The sequence below is a fragment of the Mediterranea massiliensis genome, assembly GCF_900128475.1.
Taxonomy (GTDB): Bacteria; Bacteroidota; Bacteroidia; order Bacteroidales; family Bacteroidaceae; genus Bacteroides; species Bacteroides massiliensis_E.
On the sequence record NZ_LT635839.1, the window covers coordinates 763,419 to 784,390 of the forward strand.

The window sequence follows — 20,972 nt, forward strand, 5'->3', positions numbered from 1 at the left end:
GATTATCATATAGTTACGTGGAAAATTTGATGGAAAATCGGGATTTTAACAAATCCTTCTCCAGTCGCGATTTGTAGTATATTTGCAATGTAAAAACGTTGAATTTAAAAGCAAGAAATAAGGAGGAAAAATATGCAACAAAACAAAGAAAAGAGCTAAGAGTATAGCAATCTAAAAAAGGGTTTTACGCTTATCCCTGCCGCGGTAAAAGTCTTGTGGTATTATTGTAATACACAAGAGGCAAAAAACAAATAACCCGTAAGGGAGTTATTTTTTTAATAAATGCTTAAATATCAAGACTATGAAGATGAATTTAATCAATTAGGAATATTCCAAACAGATGCTTGTATCGTTTTAGATTATTTGCAAGCTATAGCTGAGATAGGTATTAAATTTAATAATGAAAAAAAAGATAGGGAAAATGAAGAATTGTGTAATATGGACAAGAGTGTCAACTAAGCACCAAGAGGATAATGGTGGGTCATTGGATGACCAAAGATGTAAATGTGAGGCATTTGCAAAGCAAAATGGATATGATATAAAAGGATATTTTGGCGGTACGCACGAATCCGCCAAAACTCCAGGTCCCCTATTAAGGGATATGTACCAAGCGATTAAAAGGGATAAAACGATTACCTATATTATAGTAGCTGCTATTGACCGATTCAGCCGAAATGTAGGGCAAGCCTCAACAATTATAGATGAGTTAGGCAAGCAGAATGTGGTTGTGGTTGAGGCTTCCACTGGGATAGATACCTCTACACGTGAAGGGGTAATGATGATTAAATTCAAACTGACGTTGGCTGAATGGGACAATGGTAACCGTACCGACAAGTTTACATCGGGTCGTAAACATTGCCTTGAAAGCGGTGTATACTGTGGGGCAGCCAAGCCGCTGGGCTATGATAAACATGGTAAATCTATGGGAACTACCTTTACTATCAATGATAAGGGGAAGCTGATAGCAAAGGCTTTCAGATGGAAATTACAAGGATTGGCAAATCATCAGATAATAAGCAAACTTGCCGTTTATGGGCTGGAAATGAGTAAACAGAAGCTACATCACATTCTGACCAATCCATTTTATGCAGGCAAAATTCGCCATAAGATGTTAGCGGGTAAATTAGTAGATGGCAATCAACCTTGTGTAGTGAGTTATGCTGATTTTTTGCGAGTACAGGATATCTTGAACGGTAAAACGGGAGTGTATAAACATCAGAAGGAAACACCCCGTTTCCCTTTGAAACGGCATGTATTGTGCAGTAAAGACCATACACCATTTACAGCGTACACTGTAAAGAGAAAGAATATTGACTACTACAAATGTAACTTGAACGGTTGTAAAACCAATGTGTCGGCAAAGAAGTTGCATAGTAAGTATGAGGAGCTTTTGCGTACTTACAAAATTCCAGAGGTCTTAAAACCTATCTTACACGATATTATATCAACAATGATACTTTCCGATAATGAAGAACAACGGAAGAATGAAAGCCTTTTAAAGAAGCAGAAAACTGAATATCAGAATAAGTTGAAAGCCTGTAAAGTTAGGTTTGGAATAGGAGATATTGATGAGGATGTATATCGGCTTACCAATGAAGAACTTCAAGGGAAGTTGAATAAAATAGAGTTGGAGTTGGCTCAGTGCCAAAAAGAGTTATCGAACCGCAAGGAAGAAGTGGACGAAGTGTTTTTAATGTGCTGTAAATTAGACTCCTTATGGAAAAATTCTTCTTTGGAAATAGAGCAGAAATTACAGAACCTGCTCTTTCCCCATGGAATTTTGTGGGACAAAGAGATAGACGATTATCGAACCTTTGATGAAAATGAAGCTCTTTCTGTAATTGCTAGAATTTCAAGAAGTTATAAAAATGAAAAAGAGGATTTTCTTGACGGAAAATCCTCTGAAGTAAAATTGTGCGGGTGATAGGACTCGAACCTACACGCCTTACGGCACCAGATCCTAAGTCTGGCGCGGCTGCCAATTACGCCACACCCGCAACGGTGTCTGCCTCTTCGGCGGGGACAAAGGTAAAAAATATTTTTTGTTCTGCCAACAGATTTCTACAGATTGTAACGGCTTACTCCGGTTTCACCTGCAACAGCCGGCGGGCCGCTTCGATGAGGGTGTCGAGGCCGCGGGCCTTGTCTTCTTCGGTCATGTCGACTTTCACGTCGGGGTCGATGCCGAATTCGATCTGCTGCTTGTCGGCATCGAGGTGCGGACTGGCTGAAAAACGCACCACCCAACCGTTGGGAAGCTCGGAGGTGAAGGGGAGGCCCGAACCGCCGCCGCTTTTGTCGCCCAGCAGGGTGACGTTGGGCATGTAGCGCATGGCGTTGATGAAGTCGTTCGTGGCGCTGTAGGAGTGGCGGTTGGTCAACACGACGGCCTTCTTCTGCCAGCGCACACCGTCCGACGGATCTACGTAGATGGGTTCCGGCTCGGAGAAGTCGCTGTGCCCCTTGCCCGTCTTGTGCTGGATGTAGCCCGTCAGTATGCGTTCGTTGGTGAAGCGGGCGGCGAAGCGGGTGGAGTAGGTGAGGTTGCCGCCGCCGTTGTTGCGCACGTCGATGATGAGGCCGTTGCAGGCGGCCAGGTAAGAGAGAGTCTCGTCCAGATTGCCTTCGCCGATGCCGTCGGAGAAGGAGGTGTAGGAGATGTAGCCGATGTTGTCGTCCAAAATGGTATATTTCAGTCCGGAGGAGATGCGGTAGTCACGCCCCAGGTATCGTTCGACGAGGCTTTCGTCGTAGTTGCGCGGATAGTCCAGGTACCAGTCCCAGTAACGGGCGGTGTTCGAGGCGGAGTAGAGGTTCACGTGCCCGTCCTTCAGCTCGGCCAGCATGTTGCCCAATACTTCGAACAGACCGTCGCTGCTCATGTCGGGGGTAATCAGCGGCTGGTATTTGTCATGGATGGCATCCCAATCTATCTGCTTGTAGTCCAGGAAGCAGTATTGCTCGTCGATGATTTTCCAGAGAGCTTCGAAGTTGCCTTGAGGGGTATTGTCGAATTCTTCTTCGCGGATGCAGCCCGAAAGCAGGACGAGGAGGGCCGCCGTCAGCAGAAGCGGAGTGCGGAAGAAGGCGGATATTTTCATAAGGAGTGCTTTTTCTTGTTGGACAATAGGTAGAATTCCTTGACGAAGCCTACCATGAACACATGCGAATAGGCGTGTGTCCGCAGGTTGTTGATGCTGGACTGCTGGGCGTCCCATACGTAGGCCAGGCGCATTTTCATCCGTCCTATGGGCAGGTCGGCGGTGAGCATCTGGCGCAGGGAGGGCTGGTTGTGGAGCGAGGTGAAACGCACCACGCCGTCGGCATGACCCAGCGAGAAGATTTCGTAGTAGGACTGCCCGTAGTGGGGCGAGAACATCATGCCCATGACGGGCAGATTGGCCTGATAGCGCAGGGTGATGGGATAGCGCTTGATGCGCAGGTTCCAGACGGCCATGACGGAGGCGTCGAGGTTGGCGTAGGCGCGGGCCGAGGCGGGGTTGTTACCGTTGCGCAGGTTGTAGACGAAGCCGCCGTTCAGGTCGGCCACGCCTCCGGCCAGCAGGCGGAAGCGGTCGGTCAGGCGGAAGTGGTAATGCAGGCCATAGTTCCAGTTGACCAGCGCGGCAAGGGTATTGTTGTTGTCCACGTGGTTGTGCGTGTAGTTCACGTAGCCTTGGAAAAAGCTTTGGCGCGAAAGGTTTCCGTCGGCCCAGCGGGTCATGCGCATGCTTTCGCGCGAAAGGCGGAACTCAATGCCCCGATACTCTTGTGGCGACAGGTAGGTGTCGTACATGTTGGCCGCACCCACACCGTAGAGGGTAGCGCGGGTGACGTAGCGGGTCGGGTCGTTCAAGGTGATGGAATCTGCGGGTGTCTGTGCCGTCAGGCTGCCGACGGTCAGGAACAGGCCTGCCGCGATTCCTGTCAGTTTGTGTATCATCATCATACAATTCAGTCAAATAGCTTTTCACACATCAGAACAGCTTCATCTGTCCCGTCAGTTCGTCCAGAATATCGCCTTCGCTCTTGTCCTGATCGGGGTCCAGGTTCTCAGGCTCCTCTTCAGGTTCTTCGGCGACGGGTTGTGGTTCGGGCTGGCGGGTCGGTTCCAGTTCGTTGATGGTATCGATAGTATAGGTCGTCAGTCGCTTGCCCTTGGCCTTGAAGCCTTTGACGGCGATGAACTCGTCGGCCTCGATGACCATCGGTTCGCGAAAGTTGTCGTGTCCGCCGAATACAACTTCCAGTCGCGGATAGTATTCGTCGGTCAGCAGGATGAGCTTGCTGTTCTTGTTGTCGCCCAGGTAGTTCTGTTTGCGGCTGCTCGACTCGAAGCAGAAGCGTTTGATGTAGGGATAGTTCTGCTGGTCGGCGTCGTAGAGCACGGCCGTCCACACTTTGTTCGGGTCGAACTTCTCCATGATGCGGATACCGTCTTCGTAGTGGTTGTTTACGTCGAAGTTGGTGGTATAGAAGTCGCCGTTGTTCAGCACCACGAGGATGAGTTCGTCGCTCTGGTATTCGCCCAGGAACTCACCGCGACCGTCATAGTTGAGGCGGAGCACGTCGCGGTCGAACCACACCTTGCGTCCGCCCAGCGTGGAGCCGCCGCGCTGCTTCAGCGTAATCTTGTGTACCGGGTTGCGCGTCAGCATGTTGCCGATAGCCTGGCGTCCCTTGATGCCTATCCGGCTGAAGTCTTCTTCGAAGATGATTTTGCGGATGCGCGGGTTCGGTTTCAGCGTGACCTTGATGATTTCGGCCTCACCGTTGGGGTTGGCGCTGAAGTACATGATTTTGGAGTCGGGTGTACCTTGCGTTACGTCGTATTCGCGGTCGCGTACAATGGATGTCACGGCGAATCGCTTGATATAGGTCGTGCCATCCTTGCCGTCGCGGTAGCACACGTTGTAGATGGTGCGCTTGTCGTTCTTCTTGAAGACGTTGGCGTAGAGTATGTTTTTGCCCACAAATTTCTTGTCGGCTACGGGGGTGATAATGTAGCGGCCGTCGCGGAAGAAGAGGATGACGTCGTCCAGGTTCGAACAGTTGGCCAGGAACTCGTCCTTCTTCAGGCTGGTGCCGATGAAGCCCTCCTCGCGGTTGATGTAGAGCTTCTCGTTGGCCTCGATGACCTTGGTGGAGTCGATGGTGTCGAAGTTGCGCAGCTCCGTGCGGCGGGGGAAGTTCTTGCCATACTTCTCCTTGAGCATGCGGAACCAGTCGACGGTGTATTCCACCAGGTTGGCCAGGTGGCGTTCGGTCTCCTCGATGTCGGCCTTCATGCGGGCTATCTGCTCCTCGGCCTTGTCGGAGTTGAACTTCAGGATGCGGGCCATCTTGATTTCCATCAGGCGGAGGATGTCGTCCTTCGTCACCTCGCGGATGAACTGCGGGTAGTAGGGCGTCAGGCGCAGGTCGATGTGCTCGCAGGCGGCGTCCATGGTCGGAGCCTGTTCGAACTCCTTGTCCTTGTAGATGCGTTCTTCGATGAATATCTTTTCGAGCGAGGCGAAGTGCAGGCTTTCGCGCACCTCGTCGCGGTGTATCTCCAGTTCGCGGCGCAGCAGGTCGCGTGTGTTGTCCACGGACTTGCGCAGCACGTCGCTGACGGTGAGGAAGTGGGGCTTGCGGTCGTCGATGACGCAGCAGTTGGGCGAGATGCTCACCTCGCAGTCGGTGAAGGCATAGAGAGCGTCGATGGTCTTGTCCGACGACGTGCCGGGTGTCAGGTGCACCAGTATCTCGACGTTGCCCGATGTCAGGTCTTCCACCTTGCGTATCTTGATTTTGCCCTTCTCGCTGGCCTTCACGATGGAGTCGCACACGCTGGCCACGGTCTTGCCGTAGGGTATCTCGCGGACGGCCAGCGTCTTGTTGTCCACCTTCTCGATGCGCGAACGTACGCGCACCGAGCCGCCGCGCTCACCGTCGTTGTACTTCGACACGTCGATGCTGCCCCCCGTCTGGAAGTCGGGATAGAGGCGGAAGTCCTCGCCATGCAGGTAGCTGACGGCGGCGTCGCACAGCTCGTTGAAGTTGTGCGGCAGGATCTTGGACGACAGGCCGACGGCAATGCCTTCCACGCCCTGCACCAGCAGCAGGGGGAACTTGACGGGCAGGGTGACCGGCTCGCGATTGCGGCCGTCGTAGGACAGCTTCCACTCGGTGGTCTTGGGGTTGAACACCACGTCGAGGGCAAACTTTGAGAGGCGGGCTTCGATGTAACGGGGAGCGGCGGCGCTGTCGCCCGTCAGGATGTTTCCCCAGTTACCCTGGCAGTCGATGAGCAGGTCTTTCTGCCCCAGCTGCACCAGCGCGTCGCCGATGGAGGCGTCGCCGTGGGGGTGGAACTGCATGGTGTGGCCCACGATGTTGGCCACCTTGTTGTAACGCCCGTCTTCCATGCGCCGCATGGAGTGCAGGATGCGCCGTTGCACGGGCTTCAGTCCGTCCATGATGTGGGGTACGGCGCGTTCCAGTATCACGTACGAGGCATAGTCCAGAAACCAGTTCTGGTACATGCCGCTCAGTTGGTGCTTCACGTTCTCGTCCTTCGTGTCGGCGGGTTTGTAGTCCGAATGTTCCTCCCGTCCTTGGGGCAGGTTGTCTTGTTCTTCCAGGTTCTTGTCAAAGTCTTCGCTCATATTGAATTTGGGTCCGTATGCGGTCGTCGATAATTTCGTTGCAGGCAAAAATAGCAAAAGACGGGCGCATAGGCAAGTGAAAAGCCCCGTTTTTTCATCGGACGGTGGCGGGCGGCACTCTATTTTATCAAAATACATGAAAAAGCGCGGAAAATACCGGTACCCGTGCCGATTTTGTGAATTTTCTGGAGTCGTCAGGAGGTTTTTGCAGGGCTGCGTCGGCTTGCGGACAATCGTTCTCCGCCCGAAGCCGGGGCGGCTTGTGCATTTTTAATATTTCCCGAGACCCGATGTATCGGATAAATCTCTATCTTTGTGGCGTTTTTAGTGGAAATCAGAAATAAAATTAATCTATATTTGAAGAAAATGGCACAAGAAGACGTTTTTAAGAAAATCGTTTCGCATTGCAAGGAGTACGGCTTCGTATTCCCCAGCAGCGAAATCTATGACGGACTGGGAGCTGTGTATGACTACGGTCAGAACGGCGTTGAACTGAAGAACAACATCAAGCAATACTGGTGGCAGAGCATGGTGTTGCTCCACGAGAACATCGTGGGCATCGATTCGGCCATCTTCATGCACCCCACCATCTGGAAGGCCAGCGGACACGTGGATGCCTTCAATGACCCCCTCATCGACAACCGCGACTCGAAGAAGCGCTACCGCGCCGACGTGCTCATCGAGGACCAGATAGCCAAGTACGACGAGAAAATCAACAAGGAAGTGGCCAAGGCTGCCAAGAAGTATGGCGACGCCTTCGATGAAGCCGAGTTCCGCTCGACCAACGCCCGCGTGCTGGAGCACCAGGCCAAGCGCGACGCCCTGCACGAACGCTATACTAAGGCCATGAATGCCGGTCCGGACCTGAACGAGCTGCGCCAGATCATCCTTGACGAGGAAATCGTCTGCCCCATCAGCGGCACGAAGAACTGGACCGAGGTACGTCAGTTCAACCTGATGTTCTCCACCGAGATGGGTTCCACGGCCGAAGGTTCCATGAAGGTGTACCTCCGCCCCGAGACGGCGCAAGGTATCTTCGTCAACTACCTGAACGTGCAGAAGACGGGCCGTATGAAGATCCCCTTCGGTATCGCACAGATCGGTAAGGCCTTCCGCAACGAAATCGTGGCCCGCCAGTTCATCTTCCGCATGCGCGAGTTCGAGCAGATGGAGATGCAGTTCTTCGTGAAGCCCGGTACCGAGCTGGAGTGGTTCAAGACCTGGAAGGAAACCCGCCTGAAGTGGCACAAGGCCCTGGGCTTCGGCGACGACCACTACCGCTTCCACGACCACGAGAAGCTGGCCCACTATGCCAACGCCGCTACCGACATCGAGTTCCTGATGCCCTTCGGCTTCAAGGAAGTGGAAGGTATCCACAGCCGCACGAACTTCGACCTCTCTCAGCACGAGAAGTTCTCGGGCAAGAACATCAAGTACTTCGACCCCGAGACGAACGAAAGCTATACGCCGTACGTCATCGAAACCTCCATCGGTGTGGATCGTATGTTCCTCAGTATCATGTCCGCTTCCTACCAGGAAGAGCAGCTGGAGAACGGCGAAACCCGCGTGGTGCTGAAGCTGCCCGCCGCCCTGGCTCCCGTGAAGCTGGCTGTGATGCCGCTCGTCAAGAAGGACGGCCTGCCCGAGAAGGCCCGCGAAATCATCGAAGCCTTGAAGTTCCACTTCCACTGCCAGTACGACGAGAAGGATTCCATCGGCAAGCGCTACCGCCGTCAGGACGCCATCGGTACGCCGTTCTGCGTCACCGTTGACCACCAGACACTGGAAGACGGATGCGTCACCCTGCGCGACCGCGACACCATGAAGCAGGAGCGTGTACCCGTGGCCGACCTCGACCGTCTGATTGCCGACCGCGTGAGCATCACTTCACTGCTGAAGACGCTCTGACAATGGAGAATGGATAAATGATGAATAATGAATAATCAGTTTTCAATGAAGAGACTATTCAAGACAATCTGTTTCGTACTTCCCCTGGCCGCCCTCCTCTTCGCTTCGTGTGAGGAAGTGCAGGAGGCCAGCAAGTATGACAACTGGCAGGCCCGCAACGAAGCCTACATCGATTCCATCGCACATGAGACGAAAATTCTTGTGGCCAAAGAAGAGGATGCAGACCAAATGTCTGTAGGGCAACTTTTCCGCATCAAGGACGATTTGGCATCTACAACAGGTACCGAAGTCTACATCTATTGCAAGAAGATTGTGGCGAATACGGAAGGACGGCGTCCGATTTATACGGAAACGGTGTCTACCTATTATTATGGTACATTGATAACCGGTGAAAAGTTCGACGGAACGTTTAATGGATATTCAGCCATAGACCAAGAGATACCTTCGCCTCCCGATAAAGTCGTGACAGAGTTTGATTGGACGGCTGATTTTGCCATCAATAATTCGAGCTTGCGCACTGGTTGGAAGGCTGCCCTTCAGCTGATGAAGACAGGCGAACGCTGGATGGTATATTTGCCTTATCAGTCGGCCTACGGTACCAGCGGGAGCGGAAGCATCCCCGGTTATTCCGCACTGGCATTCGACATCATCCTGGATGATATCGTGGCAGACGAGGAATGACCTGACTCTTTTCCTTTAAAGAAACATAAGAAAGGCTTGCCGGCGGCGATGATGCTGCGGCAAGCCTTTCCTTTTTGCTCCATCGTGCCTGCCTTCTTATGGATTCCATGTCAAAATAGATAACCATGAAAGGAAGCTCTGTATTTTCAGGCGTTTTTCAGGTGCTACCTGAATAGTCTTCAGGTTAGACCTGAAAGCCTTTCAGTCCCTACCTGAAGACCTTTCAGGTCCAGCCTGAAAACCTTTCAGGTTTTTCCGGAATGCCACCTGAAAAAATGAATACTGATTATCAGCTGGTTGGCGTAATCTGTGAAGGTCTCGTTTGAGATGACATGCTGCTCTGGCGGAGATTCTCTTCCGTACTCTTTAAGTTTGCTTTTTTTACCATTCTTTCTCGCTGCGGCCCATTTCGTTTAGGCCGGTTTCCCTTTCTCGTCGTCAGACAACCTTATCCGCTTCTTGTATTGGGTAGGTGTTTCGCCGGTATATTGTTTGAAGGCTGTACTGAAGTAGGATGCTGTGGCAAATCCCACTTGTTCCGCAATTTCGGAGAAAGACAAGTTGGTAGTGCTCATCAGGGCGATGGCCTTTTCAAGCCTGAACTTGTTGATATATTCATTGGTACTGACATCTGTCAGCGCCTTCAGCTTGTTGTAAAGGGAAGCGCGGCTCATGTGTATTTCCCGGCAGATGGTTGAAATGTCGAGTCCGCTGTTGTCTATGTTGTCCTGGATAATCTGGTTGAGCTTTGACAGGAAGGCCTCGTCTGCCTGGCTGATAGCCGTTTCCTTAGGTATGGGTACAGGGCCGGCATGTATGTAGCGCTTGCGTATATTCTCTCTGTCTTTCAGTCGGTTGCGGACTAGTTCCAGCAGGGTCTCTTCTTCGAAGGGCTTTGCCAGATAGGCATCGGCTCCGTTTTTGTATCCTTCTTTTTGGCTCTGTTCGTCATCGCGGGCAGTGAGCAGAATTACGGGAATATGGCTGATGTCAATGTCTTCCTTGATGCGTTGACAGAGCTGGTATCCGTTCATGCGGGGCATCATGACATCGCTCACGATGATGTCGGGCTGGTATTTCCGGGTCAGTTGCAGAGCTTCTTCTCCGTCGGAGGCCGTCATCACTTGCTTGAAGTGCTCTTCCAGAATTTTTTTCAGAAACTCTGTCATCTCGGGGTGGTCATCGGCCACGAGAATCCGGTAGGAGGTGGTATCGAAATCTGTTGTGGCGGAGGTCTCCGTTGGGATTCCGTCATCGGCAATCAGTTCATTGAGATAGGCTTTGGGCGGACTGACTATTTCTTCGCATGCGTGCCTTAGAGGCAGTTCGAAGTAGAAGGTGGCGCCGGCGTCCGTATTGTTGTAGGCACCGATTGTTCCTCCGTGTTGTTCGACCAGTATCTTGGAGTAGGACAGTCCGATACCTGTTCCGTTTTGTTCGCCGTCCGCCTGGTAAAAACGTTTGAACAGCTTGTCCATGTTGACTTGGTTGAGGCCGCATCCTTGGTCGGAGATGGATACACGGACCTTGTCGTCGCCCGAAAGCTGGGTGGTCACCGTGATGCAGGTGTTGTGCGGACTGTGCTTCAAGGCATTTACCAGCAGGTTGCTCAGTACGATTTCGCATTTGTCCTTGTCGAAGCTGACTTCTCCGATCGCAGCGTCGGGCCTGTAGTCGATGTGTACCTGTTCAGCTTCTCCTGCTCCGATAAAGTCCTGCAGGACTTGTCCCACCCAGGAATTGAAGGGATGAGGCTGCAGATGCAGCCTGCTTTCGCCCACTTCCATCTTTCGGACATCGAGCACCATATTGATGAGTGCCTTCATGCGCTGGGATTGTCGGTAGATGGCTTTAAGGGGCAGGTATTGTTCATCATTCGGGCCGATGGTTTTCAGAATCCTTTTCAGTGGGGCATAAATCAATGTCAGCGGAGTGCGCAGTTCATGGCTGATGTTGATGAGAAAGCGGACTTTTTCCTCGTAGACCTGCCGCTCATGTTCCTTCATGGCCCATTTCAGCTTGCGGTCCTTTTGTTTCAAGGTCCGTCTGAAAGCTTCGGACAGCAGGGCAATTGACAGAATGATGCAGGCAGTGATGAACCACCAAGTCTGATACCAGGGAGGCAGGATGGTAATCGTAAGCAGCAGTCTGTCGGGAATCCAGCTTCCGTCTTTGGCCGTGCACGAGGCCATGATGCGGTAGGTTCCCGGCACCTGGGTGCGCATGATTACTTCCGGTTGGTAGGTCTCCGTGTAGTTTTCATCAAGTCCTTCTATCCGATAACGATATAGTTTCCGACGGAAAATGTCTTCTTCCTTCGTCATGATCTGGATGACGACGTTGCTGTTTCTGGATACGGACAGAACGTTTTGATCCTTGGTCAGCTGATCATTGATGGAGGTCCCGTTGAGGATGATGTCCGAGAGCTGGATTTCAGGAAATCCGCTCACGTCGGTCTTTTGATTGTTGGCGATATACAGCAGTCCTTCCACTCCTCCCATATACACTTGTCCGTTGATGACAAGCTGAGCGCGTGGTATGTATTCATTGGGCAACACTCCATCCGATTCTCCGTAAATGGTGAAACGCTCCTTGTCCGTCGAGTAGGAGAAAAGCATGTTCTCGGCACCGATCCAGATTTCGTCCGGCGTCCTGCATATGACGGACGATATGTCTGTGAAGAGGCTTGTCGGTACTTGGGTATATTGTCCGGTTGCCGGCGTAAAATAGGCCAGTCCCTGATTAGTCCCTATCCAGAAACGGTTTTTCCGGTCGTAGGAGACTGAGTTGATGTTGATGTCCTTGGAAGAGGTATACAATGTTTTCAGGTGCTGGGTGGTATGGTTCATCTCGTAGATGCGCTTGGAGTCGAACAGGTAAGTACGGCCCTCTTCGCTGAAGATGGCTTGCAGAGAACCCCAGCTGACGGGGTTTTCTTTTTCTTCGATGGCGATGCTGAAAGTGCGGCTGGATACATTATAAATGTATACGTGGTTGCTGAGAAGGAGAATGGTATTGGGGGTGTTTCGGTGCAGGTAGACTGAATAGCCGTGTTGCGAGATGGTCTGGGTAGTGGCTTCGTCAATGACACGGAACGGAGTTTTCCGTCCGGTTCGGGTATCGAAAACGAACAACCCTTCGGCAAAGGCCGACATCAGCAACTTTCCCGGCGTGAATTCACAGATAGAGGTAATCTTGTCTTCTCGCGTATAGGGATAGTGGGTGAAGGTTTCCGTGGCGGGATTGAAGCGATTGATTCCGCCTCCGTCTGTCCCTACCCAAATGCATTCGGGGCTTTCTTGATACAGACTGATAATAATGTTGTGGCTGGGCCCCCAAGAGGAACCGAAAGGAACGTCTGTATAAGTTTTCATATGGACTTCACGCATGTTGATGAGGCCATTGTAGACACCACCAATCCAGATGTTCTGGTATTGATCCCTGTACAGACAATTGATGGAATTGGTAGGCAGGGAGTACAGCTTGTCTCCCGGTACATGCTTCAGATGGGCGAAACTACCGGAATCCGGATTCAGAATATTGATTCCGCCGCCGTCGGTGCCGAACCATATCTGCCCTTCCTTTTCGGTAATACAGAGAACGATGTCATTGCTGAGCCCGGAGTTCCGAGTCGTATATTCTGCCATTCTTCTGCCGTCGGTGGCAAAACAGCGTACACCTTGGTTGTAAGGGGCAATCCAGATACGCTGTTGGGAATCGATGAACATGTCTGAGATTTCCTTGCCACACTTAAAAGGGGCTTCATTCATTCTTCCGGTCTGCAAGTCTATAGCATAAATGCCTTCCCATCTGCTGCAACACAGAAGCCTTTCCCCTTTTGAAACAGCCATGCGTATGATTTCGAAACGGTTCGGATGTTGCAGCTCCTGAAAGGTTGTGAATGCTCCGGTACGGAGGTCGAATGAATAGACTTTGTTGATACCTCCCAGCAATAACAGATGATTCCATTGGCAGATGGAATAGGCTATGCAGGGTTTTCCATCCCTGTTCTTGAGGGAGATAAACTGGTTGTTTCGATAATTGTATCGTGCGACTCCCATGTCGGTCAGTATCCAAAGATGATGGGCCGAGTCTTCCAGAATTTGATAAATGTAATTTCCGGGGAGAGAGGTGGAGTCGCCCGGCTGATGCAGATATCTTTTTTGTTCGTGTCCGTCGAAACGTCCCAAACCGAATTTGGTTCCAGTCCAGACAAACCCCTTGGTATCCGATGATATGCAGTTGAGGGTCGTTGGAAGTCCTGTATTCAGAAGAATTTGTTTGTATAGGTAATGCTTCCCATAGGCATTGGAAGGCATTAGGTGTAATATCAGGAATGCCAATAAGGGAAGCAGTTGTCTCGCCATTTCCATTCTCTTCATTTTTTATATTGGGCTGTTTCGGCAGAGGTTCAAAATAGACAAGTAACATTCTGTCATCTTGAGCGTTGCGCTCCCCTGATAATAAGGGAAGGGAAGAGGAGCATCAAGGAATCTCAAACAACGTGCATGAAATGCTCTGATTCCGCTTCGTTTCGCCCGGTATGACAGAACGAAACTCCTTTTCCGTTTTTGAAACAGCTTCATTGTTATATTTGGCAACAAAGATAGTGTCTCATTTCTGAAATCGGCTCATGGATGGATATGTTTTTAAAGAGGTATTTATTGATTTTTTAGGTAATCGAGCTGCTGTACGCTTAAAAAAACAGATAAAAATTCTTTTGTAAATAGTCAGAAACGCTGTTTTTAGTCGTTTTTGAAAAAGAAATAGCATTTTTTTAAAGGAATTTGGGTTGCCTCTTTCTTATTTTTGCGACGCATTCAACCGAAGGGTTACCAATGAACCTTGGAGTGAATGTCAAACTATGGGAATGGAAATTAAAACAAATTGTTAAACTTAATATTTTACTTTATGAAAAAAGGAAAAAGAAAAATTCTTCGGATGATGCCATTGGCAATGGGATTGCTTTGTGCTGGAGGACCTGTCTTGGCTGTTCCTGCACTTTCTTCGTATGAGTATGCAGTCAATCAGCAGACCGGGCAAGTGACAGGTATCGTGAAGGACGCTAACGGAGAACCGCTTATCGGCGTTAATGTAGTGGAGAAAGGTAATGTTCAGAACGGTTCGATTACAGATTTGGACGGACGTTTTAAGCTGAATGTCGGCCCCAATGCAGTATTGGTATGTTCTTATATCGGATATAAAACGGTAGAGGTCCCTGTCAACGGGCAGAAGAGCCTTACCGTTACTTTGCGTGAGGACAGTGAGGCGTTGGATGAGGTGGTGGTTATCGGTTATGGTACTGTCCGTAAGGCCGATTTGGCCGGTTCAGTGGCCGTTATGGACAACAAGCAGTTCAAAGACCAGCCGGTTACCCGTATCGAAGATGCGTTGCAAGGACGTGTTTCCGGTATTTCCGTTACCTCGAGTGGTGTGCCGGGCGGTGACCTGAAGATTCGTGTACGTGGTGCCAGCTCCATCAATAAGTCGAACGATCCGCTTTATGTGGTAGATGGTATTGTGCGTGAGAGCGGTTTGGATGGCATCAGCCCTGAAGACATCCAGAGCATGCAGATTCTGAAGGACGCCTCTTCGACTGCCATTTATGGTTCGCGTGGTGCAAACGGTGTGGTGCTGGTTACCACCAAAACTGGTAAAGCGGGACAGACTCAGGTTGTGTTTGACGCTTCGGTTGGATTCTCCAATGCTTACCATATTCCGGAAGTGATGGGAACGAAAGAATATGCCCAGGCTCTGATTGATTACAAAGGAGTGGATGGCAGTACTATGACAGGCTATTTGGACGGTACGAATCCGGGTATAGACTGGATGGATGTATTGCTGCGTACAGGCGTGACCCAAAATTATAAAGTTGCCATTTCGAAAGGTAATGAAGACACTCAATTTTATGTGTCCGGCAACTATATGAATACCAAAGGTGTCATTACGGATACTGATTTTACCCGTTATTCGGTAAAGGCCAATGTACATTCCAAACTGTATAAATGGCTGGAGTTGACGGCCGATGTCAACCTGTCTCAGAGTAATGGTTCGGGGGCCGGATTCAATCAAAGTCAGGAAAATCCGATATGGGTGGGATTGAATTATTCGCCTACAATGGAAATGTACAACGATAATGGTGACTATAATACAGACCCCTATAACAATATCCAGAACAATCCTTATGGCATTCTTCATGAAAATCAGAATGACCGCAAACGTAGTGTGGTCAGTGGCCATGTAGACTTGAAGTTCAATATCCTGAAGGGGCTCACTTTTACCACAACCAATGGAATTGATTATTCAGACTGGAAAGGATACACATTCTCGTCCACCCGGGTACAGACCCAGAACGGCATGGGGAACACTGATACATACAATATGGTACTGCAGTCGACCAACAACTTTACCTATACGGGGAATTGGAACAAGCATTCGTTGACGGCTACAGCTGTATGGGAGGCTACTAAGTCGGAAACTCGGTATATGGAGATTACCGGCAAGAATCTTTCTGCCGAGCAGGTGGGCTATTGGGATGTCAAGAATGCCAAGACTCGTGACGCCGGGAACAGCTATAGCAATTGGAATTTGCTTTCGGGGGTAGCGCGTGTCATGTACAACTATGCCGACAAGTATATGTTGACCGGAACGTTCCGTGCTGACGGAAGTTCACGTTTCACCAATCAGAAGTGGGGCTATTTCCCTTCTATTGCGGCTGCATGGACTGTTACGAAGGAAGACTTCATGAAAGATGTCAAGGCTGTGAGTGACTTGAAAATCCGTGCAAGTTATGGTATTATCGGTAATCAGGATATAGATCCGTATTCAACTTTGGGACTGATGACCAGTACGGCCTTCAATTTCGGTACAGGGACCACATACACCGGCTATTGGGCTAACGGACTGGCTACGCCGGATTTGACTTGGGAGAAAGTGAAGCAGTTTGATTTGGGCATTGACCTGGGATTCTTCAGCAACCGTTTGACTTTGAGCGTTGACTATTTTGACAAACGTACTTCGGATGCCCTCTTGAAACGTACTGCTCCAAACTATGTTGGTGGAACAACTTACTGGGTAAATGCCGGTGAAGTGAGCAATAAGGGTGTGGATCTCACCATTACAGGGCGCATTATCCAGAATGACAATCTGCAGTGGACCAGCAGCATCAATGGCAGCTATTTGAAGAACAAGGTGACAAAACTGACTGCTGAAGAGCCGGTTATCTATGGCGCCAGTCCTTCTCCTGGAACGGTAGATCCCGCTACAATCATTAAGGAAGGTGAGGCAATCGGTACATTTTATGGTTATAAGTGGGCTGGTTTGGTAAAGAATGACAACGGCGATTTTGTGGACTCTTATTATACCAAAGATGGACAAGTGACAACCAACCCGTCCGGCGATGACAAAATGGTTCTGGGCTGTTCCAATCCGGACTTCACTTTAGGATGGAACAATACCATCACTTACAAGAATTGGGACTTTAATGTGTTCTTCAACGCAGCCTTTGGAGCTCAACGCCTCAATCTGGTTGATTTTGCCATGAATTCGATGGTGGGTGCTTCCATGTTTGTTACGGCAAAAGACTATTTTGTAAATGTAGGCAAGACGATGCCGACTCCGGGTGTGACGAACAGTAATTACGGCAATTCGAGCAAATGGCTTGAGAATGCAGACTATCTGCGCTGCGAGAATATCAGTGTTGCTTATACACTGCCTCGTAAAGTGACAAAGTTTGCAGATATCCGTTTCTCGCTTTCAGCCCAGAACCTCTTCACCATTACGGGGTATAAGGGCATTGATCCGGCTGGCGCATCGTTTAGTGCCAACAGTGTCGATGTGGACAATGGTATGGATATGGGTGCTTACCCCAACCCGCGTACGATTACGGTAGGTGTACGCATGAATTTCTAATGATAACTTTCTAAATTCTTGAATCAAATATGAAAACTAAAATAATTTTGAGTTGTCTTGTGGCAACTACCCTGGTAAGTACTTCGTGCAGTGACTTCCTGACGGAAGATCCCAAGGGGCAACTGACGCCTTCCAATTTCTTTGTGTCGCAGGATGCTTTGGAGGCTAGTGTCTATTCTCTTTATGCTAAAGTAAATGGCACCCAAACATATACCAACATGATGTACCCGCAATGGCAGGGGGACGACATGACGGCCAACCCGGGTTCCAATAAGCAGGCTGTGGCCGAATTGGACGGATTCAGTGCCAATAACAACAATAAGGGTGTACAGGATGCATGGTCTAAACATTACACGGTAATCAAGGCTGCCAACCTTATATTGAATAATGCCGGCGATACACCGGTGAGCGAGACAGAAGTTAATATTGCTTTGGGACAGGCTCATTTCTGGAGAGCGTATGCATATTATTATATGGTTCGTATTTTCGGTCCTCTTCCTTTGGTGAAAACGGCTGATGAATTGAGCAATGACATCCAATTGTCTTCTGTGGAAGATGTCTATAAGCTGATTGTTGATGACTTGAAGGCGGCTGAGGGTATGCTACCCACCAGCTATTCAACGGCTCCGCGCAATCATGACGGGGTAGATGCTTATGTGACCAAACAGGCTGTGCAGGCTACTCTTTCGGCTGTCTACATGTCCATGGCCGGTTATCCCTTGAACAAGGGGGCCGAATATTACGCTTTGGCTGCAGCCAAGGCCAAGGAAGTGATTGATAAGGAGGCACAGTACGGCTTCTATCTGGATAGTGAATGGAGTCATGTTTATTCTATGGGACATAATTACAACAAGGAAACCGTGTTGGGCATTGACTATTCACCGGTAGTGGACTGGGCAACCGACTCGCAGTTGTCTTCCTGCAACCGTTTTGAGAGTCTGGGAGATGCTGGTTGGGGCGACTCCTGGGGAGAAATTGCTTTTTGGAAACGTTTTCCGGAAGGTCCGCGCAAAAATGCAGTGTATGCTCCTAAAATAACCTTCCAGGATGCAAATTATAGAATAACAAAAGCTGTGGATTGGTGGGAATTGGACAATGAAGGAAAGCCGGTTGTATCAGAATATCATCCGATGTTTACAATCTTTACAACGAATTGTGATGCAGGTGGTGCAGAGTTGGCCCAACCTTATGACTATACTCAACCCAATTATACAGGCATGTGCAATGGTCACCGGCATCGTGTTATCCGTTATTCGGAAGTGTTGCTGTGGTATGCAGAAAGTGCGGCTCGTGCGGGTGAATCCGATCTTAATCTGGCCAAGCAATGTCTGAAACGGGTTCGTCAGCGTGCGGTTACAGATTATGAAAGTGTTGCATTGAGTGATGGCAGTGTGGTGAAGATAGACGACATGAACGCCAGTCAGTTGGCTGAGGCTTGTTACATGGAACACGGTTGGGAAGTGGCAGGCTATTGGGTTGCTATGGTTACACGTCGTTCTGATGAGTTCCGCATGAACGAACTGAAAAAGAACTTTGATTATCGCGTTGCTAATCCGGAAATAGAAGTAGCTCCCGGCTTTAAGGCAAAAGAAAGTGTCACTGTAGTCAAGTCGACTTGGGCGGGAGACAATAGTATCTATATTCCTTATCCGGATACGGAAGTCGAAAAGAATCCGAATTTGAATAGAGATTTGGTGAAGTAACCAGATTCAGTAGATTTGTCAGTAGGTATATTCAATTGATAATTTCATGGGGCCGAAGCGTTCAGTTGGTTTCGGCCCCTTTTTCTTATTCCTGTGTGTTTATAAATTACATTAACCGTGTCGATTATGAAGAGAATCAGTGCTTTGTTATGTTTGTTGCTGTGTGCAATGGGTGGAGTGTGGGCTCAAAACGGGAAGCCGTTTGTTATTCCTGAGCTGAAGGAGTGGAAAGGCGGAAGGGGATTTTTTGTTCCTGATACGTCGTTACGTGTCGTTTATGATGACCTTGTTTTGCAGACGGTTGCTGAGGCTTTTGCCGCAGATTACCAAACCCTGTTCGGCATTATGCCTGAAGTGGTTCGTGGAAAAGCTGAAACAGGCGATTTCTTTCTGACTTTGAAGAATGACGAAAAGTTGGGAGGAGAAGGGTATGAAATAGAAGTGGATCGTTGTGTGAAAATTTCAGCGCCAAAAGCCGTAGGAGCTTATTGGGCAACGAGGACGCTGCTACAAATGAGCGAACAAGATGAAAATGGAAAATTGCCTAAGGGATTTATACGCGATTTCCCCGATTATGCAATGCGTGGATTCATGCTTGATTGTGGTCGGAAATATATTCCGATGGACTATTTGCGCGGTTTGACTCAAGTAATGGCTTATTATAAGATGAATGTCTTGCATGTCCACTTGAATGACAATGGTTTTAAGCAGTTTTTCAATCATGACTGGAATAAGACTTATGCCGCTTTTCGTTTGGAGTGTGAAACCTTTCCAGGGTTAGCTGCCCGTGACGGTTATTATACAAAACAAGAATTTATAGATTTTCAGGAGGAAGCGGCTGCCCGATTTGTAGAAATCATTCCGGAAATAGATGTCCCGGCTCATGCTCTTGCTTTCAGTCATTACAAATCAGAACTTGGCAGTAAGGAATATGGTATGGACCATTTGGACCTTTCCAATCCGGAAACTTATACTTTCCTCGATGCACTTTTTAAGGAATATTTAGGAGGGGATAATCCGGTCTTTCGCGGGCCGAGGGTACACATTGGAACAGATGAGTATTCTAATACAGATAAGAAGGTCGTTGAACAGTTCCGGGCATTTACAGACCGTTACATTAAGTATATTGAGAGCTTTGGCAAAAGAGCGTGTGTATGGGGAGCATTGACGCATGCATCCGGTAAAACTCCCGTAAAAGTTGACCAGGTGGATATGTTTATCTGGAACAATCATTTTGCCAATCCCCGTGAGATGGCTCGGTTGGGATATAAATTGTTAAGTATTCCAGATGAAAAAGTGTATATTGTACCTTTAGCACCTTATTATCAGGATCATCTGGATAATGAATATTTGTACAATGAATGGACACCTGCCCATGTGGCTGATGAGGTCTTTGATGAAAGGGACCCTGCAATTTTGGGAGGATTGTTTGCCGTGTGGAATGATCTTGTCGGTAATGGAATATCGGTAAAGGATATTCACTATCGCATATATCCCAGTTTGCAGACTATGGCTGTAAAGACATGGAATGCTCGTCCGACGATGTCTTATGTGGACTTCAATGCTGCTCGGATGACTTTGAGTGAGGCGCCTGGGGTGAATCTTTTGGGACGTATCAACAAAATGCCAGGATTAGTTTATGAAACGGCTGAAGTGCTTCCGGGTTCCCGGTTACCCTATTCGGAAATCGGATATGATTATGCGGTGTCGTTTGATTTGGAGGCGCAGGCCGAAGAATGGGGAACAGTACTGTTTCGTTCTCCCAATGCAGTGTTCTATCTTTCTAATCCAATAAATGGTTCTTGGGGATTTGCCCGGGATGGTTATCTGAATACTTTCGGCTTTACGCCCTATCCGAAAGAAAAAGTAAATATACGGATAGAAGGTGATCCTTTGTCTACTTCTCTTTTTGTCAATGGCCGGTTGGTTGAGAAACTTGATATTCAAAAGCGTTATTACAATGGTGGAAAGGATTCTATGAATTATATACGTACCTTGGTATTCCCGTTGGAACAGGCTGGCAAATTCAAGAGCCGCATTACAAACCTGAAGATTTATAATCAGTTGCAAAAATAATTCTATAGTTAAAGAATAGATAGTAAGGAGTGCATTCTTCACA

General features: G+C 49.1%; 11 protein-coding genes and 1 tRNA gene. 7 read left to right on the forward strand and 5 right to left on the reverse strand.

All coding sequences use genetic code 11. The features are described 5' to 3' along the window. The first annotated feature begins 282 nt into the window (after positions 1-282). Entirely contained in the window at positions 283-459 is a 177-nt protein-coding gene (locus BQ7483_RS17840; RefSeq protein WP_162274265.1) for a hypothetical protein, read from the forward strand. After that, positions 422-1,924 (forward strand): recombinase family protein, encoded by a 1,503-nt coding sequence (locus BQ7483_RS16680; protein ID WP_072546659.1) that lies wholly within the window; start codon positions 422-424, stop codon positions 1,922-1,924. The genes BQ7483_RS17840 and BQ7483_RS16680 overlap by 38 nt, the downstream gene beginning before the upstream one ends. Here BQ7483_RS16680 and BQ7483_RS16685 read toward each other — a convergent pair. The 4 genes from BQ7483_RS16685 to BQ7483_RS16700 form a co-directional block, all read right to left on the reverse strand. Next, positions 1,916-1,997: transfer RNA gene (locus tag BQ7483_RS16685), tRNA-Leu, on the reverse strand. The two genes, BQ7483_RS16680 and BQ7483_RS16685, sit on opposite strands and share 9 nt — an antisense overlap. A gap of 81 nt (positions 1,998-2,078) precedes the next feature. Continuing rightward, entirely contained in the window at positions 2,079-3,101 is a 1,023-nt protein-coding gene (locus tag BQ7483_RS16690; protein WP_072546660.1) for a S41 family peptidase, read from the reverse strand. Then, on the reverse strand, positions 3,098-3,946 hold the full coding sequence (locus BQ7483_RS16695) for a DUF3316 domain-containing protein (RefSeq protein ID WP_072546790.1): 849 nt from the start codon (positions 3,944-3,946) through the stop codon (positions 3,098-3,100). Before BQ7483_RS16695 ends, BQ7483_RS16690 begins: the two co-directional genes overlap by 4 nt. A gap of 31 nt (positions 3,947-3,977) precedes the next feature. Beyond that, positions 3,978-6,650 carry a DNA gyrase/topoisomerase IV subunit A gene (locus BQ7483_RS16700; protein WP_072546661.1) on the reverse strand — a complete coding sequence of 891 codons (2,673 nt, stop codon included), beginning with the start codon at positions 6,648-6,650 and terminating at the stop codon, positions 3,978-3,980. 366 nt (positions 6,651-7,016) lie between these two features. Here BQ7483_RS16700 and BQ7483_RS16705 point away from each other — a divergent pair, with 366 nt between their 5' ends. Both BQ7483_RS16705 and BQ7483_RS16710 read left to right on the forward strand, forming a co-directional pair. After that, the gene (locus BQ7483_RS16705; RefSeq protein WP_072546662.1) at positions 7,017-8,558 is read left to right on the forward strand and encodes a glycine--tRNA ligase; all 1,542 of its coding nucleotides are present in this window, start codon (positions 7,017-7,019) and stop codon (positions 8,556-8,558) included. 45 nt (positions 8,559-8,603) lie between these two features. Further along, positions 8,604-9,239, forward strand: a complete 636-nt coding sequence (locus BQ7483_RS16710; protein WP_072546663.1) for a BamJ family beta-barrel-assembly machinery protein — start codon at positions 8,604-8,606, stop codon at positions 9,237-9,239. 413 nt (positions 9,240-9,652) lie between these two features. Here the strand turns inward: BQ7483_RS16710 and BQ7483_RS16715 are convergent, their stop codons facing one another. Continuing rightward, the gene (locus BQ7483_RS16715) at positions 9,653-13,612 is read right to left on the reverse strand and encodes a response regulator (protein ID WP_072546664.1); all 3,960 of its coding nucleotides are present in this window, start codon (positions 13,610-13,612) and stop codon (positions 9,653-9,655) included. A 568-nt stretch (positions 13,613-14,180) separates the two neighbouring features. On the opposite strand from BQ7483_RS16715, the gene BQ7483_RS16720 reads away from it, so the two are divergent. The 3 genes from BQ7483_RS16720 to BQ7483_RS16730 all read left to right on the forward strand — a co-directional run bounded on the left by BQ7483_RS16720 (position 14,181) and on the right by BQ7483_RS16730 (position 20,929). Then, positions 14,181-17,150 (forward strand): SusC/RagA family TonB-linked outer membrane protein, encoded by a 2,970-nt coding sequence (locus BQ7483_RS16720; RefSeq protein WP_235847391.1) that lies wholly within the window; start codon positions 14,181-14,183, stop codon positions 17,148-17,150. Between the two features lie 29 nt (positions 17,151-17,179). After that, positions 17,180-18,853 (forward strand): RagB/SusD family nutrient uptake outer membrane protein, encoded by a 1,674-nt coding sequence (locus BQ7483_RS16725; protein WP_072546666.1) that lies wholly within the window; start codon positions 17,180-17,182, stop codon positions 18,851-18,853. Between the two features lie 117 nt (positions 18,854-18,970). After that, complete coding sequence (locus tag BQ7483_RS16730) at positions 18,971-20,929, forward strand: family 20 glycosylhydrolase (RefSeq protein WP_407657227.1); 1,959 nt, start codon at positions 18,971-18,973, stop codon at positions 20,927-20,929. Positions 20,930-20,972 lie beyond the last annotated feature (43 nt).

Excerpts from the sequence above, each read along its gene's own strand:
- BQ7483_RS16710 (WP_072546663.1), top strand. The coding sequence starts at position 8,604 with ATGAAGAGACTATTCAAGACAATCTGTTTCGTACTTCCCCTGGCCGCC.
- BQ7483_RS17840 (WP_162274265.1), top strand. The coding sequence starts at position 283 with ATGCTTAAATATCAAGACTATGAAGATGAATTTAATCAATTAGGAATA.
- BQ7483_RS16700 (WP_072546661.1), bottom strand. The coding sequence starts at position 6,650 with ATGAGCGAAGACTTTGACAAGAACCTGGAAGAACAAGACAACCTGCCC.
- BQ7483_RS16695 (WP_072546790.1), bottom strand. The coding sequence starts at position 3,946 with ATGATGATACACAAACTGACAGGAATCGCGGCAGGCCTGTTCCTGACC.
- BQ7483_RS16680 (WP_072546659.1), top strand. The coding sequence starts at position 422 with ATGAAGAATTGTGTAATATGGACAAGAGTGTCAACTAAGCACCAAGAG.
- BQ7483_RS16725 (WP_072546666.1), top strand. The coding sequence starts at position 17,180 with ATGAAAACTAAAATAATTTTGAGTTGTCTTGTGGCAACTACCCTGGTA.
- BQ7483_RS16715 (WP_072546664.1), bottom strand. The coding sequence starts at position 13,612 with ATGGAAATGGCGAGACAACTGCTTCCCTTATTGGCATTCCTGATATTA.
- BQ7483_RS16690 (WP_072546660.1), bottom strand. The coding sequence starts at position 3,101 with ATGAAAATATCCGCCTTCTTCCGCACTCCGCTTCTGCTGACGGCGGCC.
- BQ7483_RS16705 (WP_072546662.1), top strand. The coding sequence starts at position 7,017 with ATGGCACAAGAAGACGTTTTTAAGAAAATCGTTTCGCATTGCAAGGAG.
- BQ7483_RS16720 (WP_235847391.1), top strand. The coding sequence starts at position 14,181 with ATGATGCCATTGGCAATGGGATTGCTTTGTGCTGGAGGACCTGTCTTG.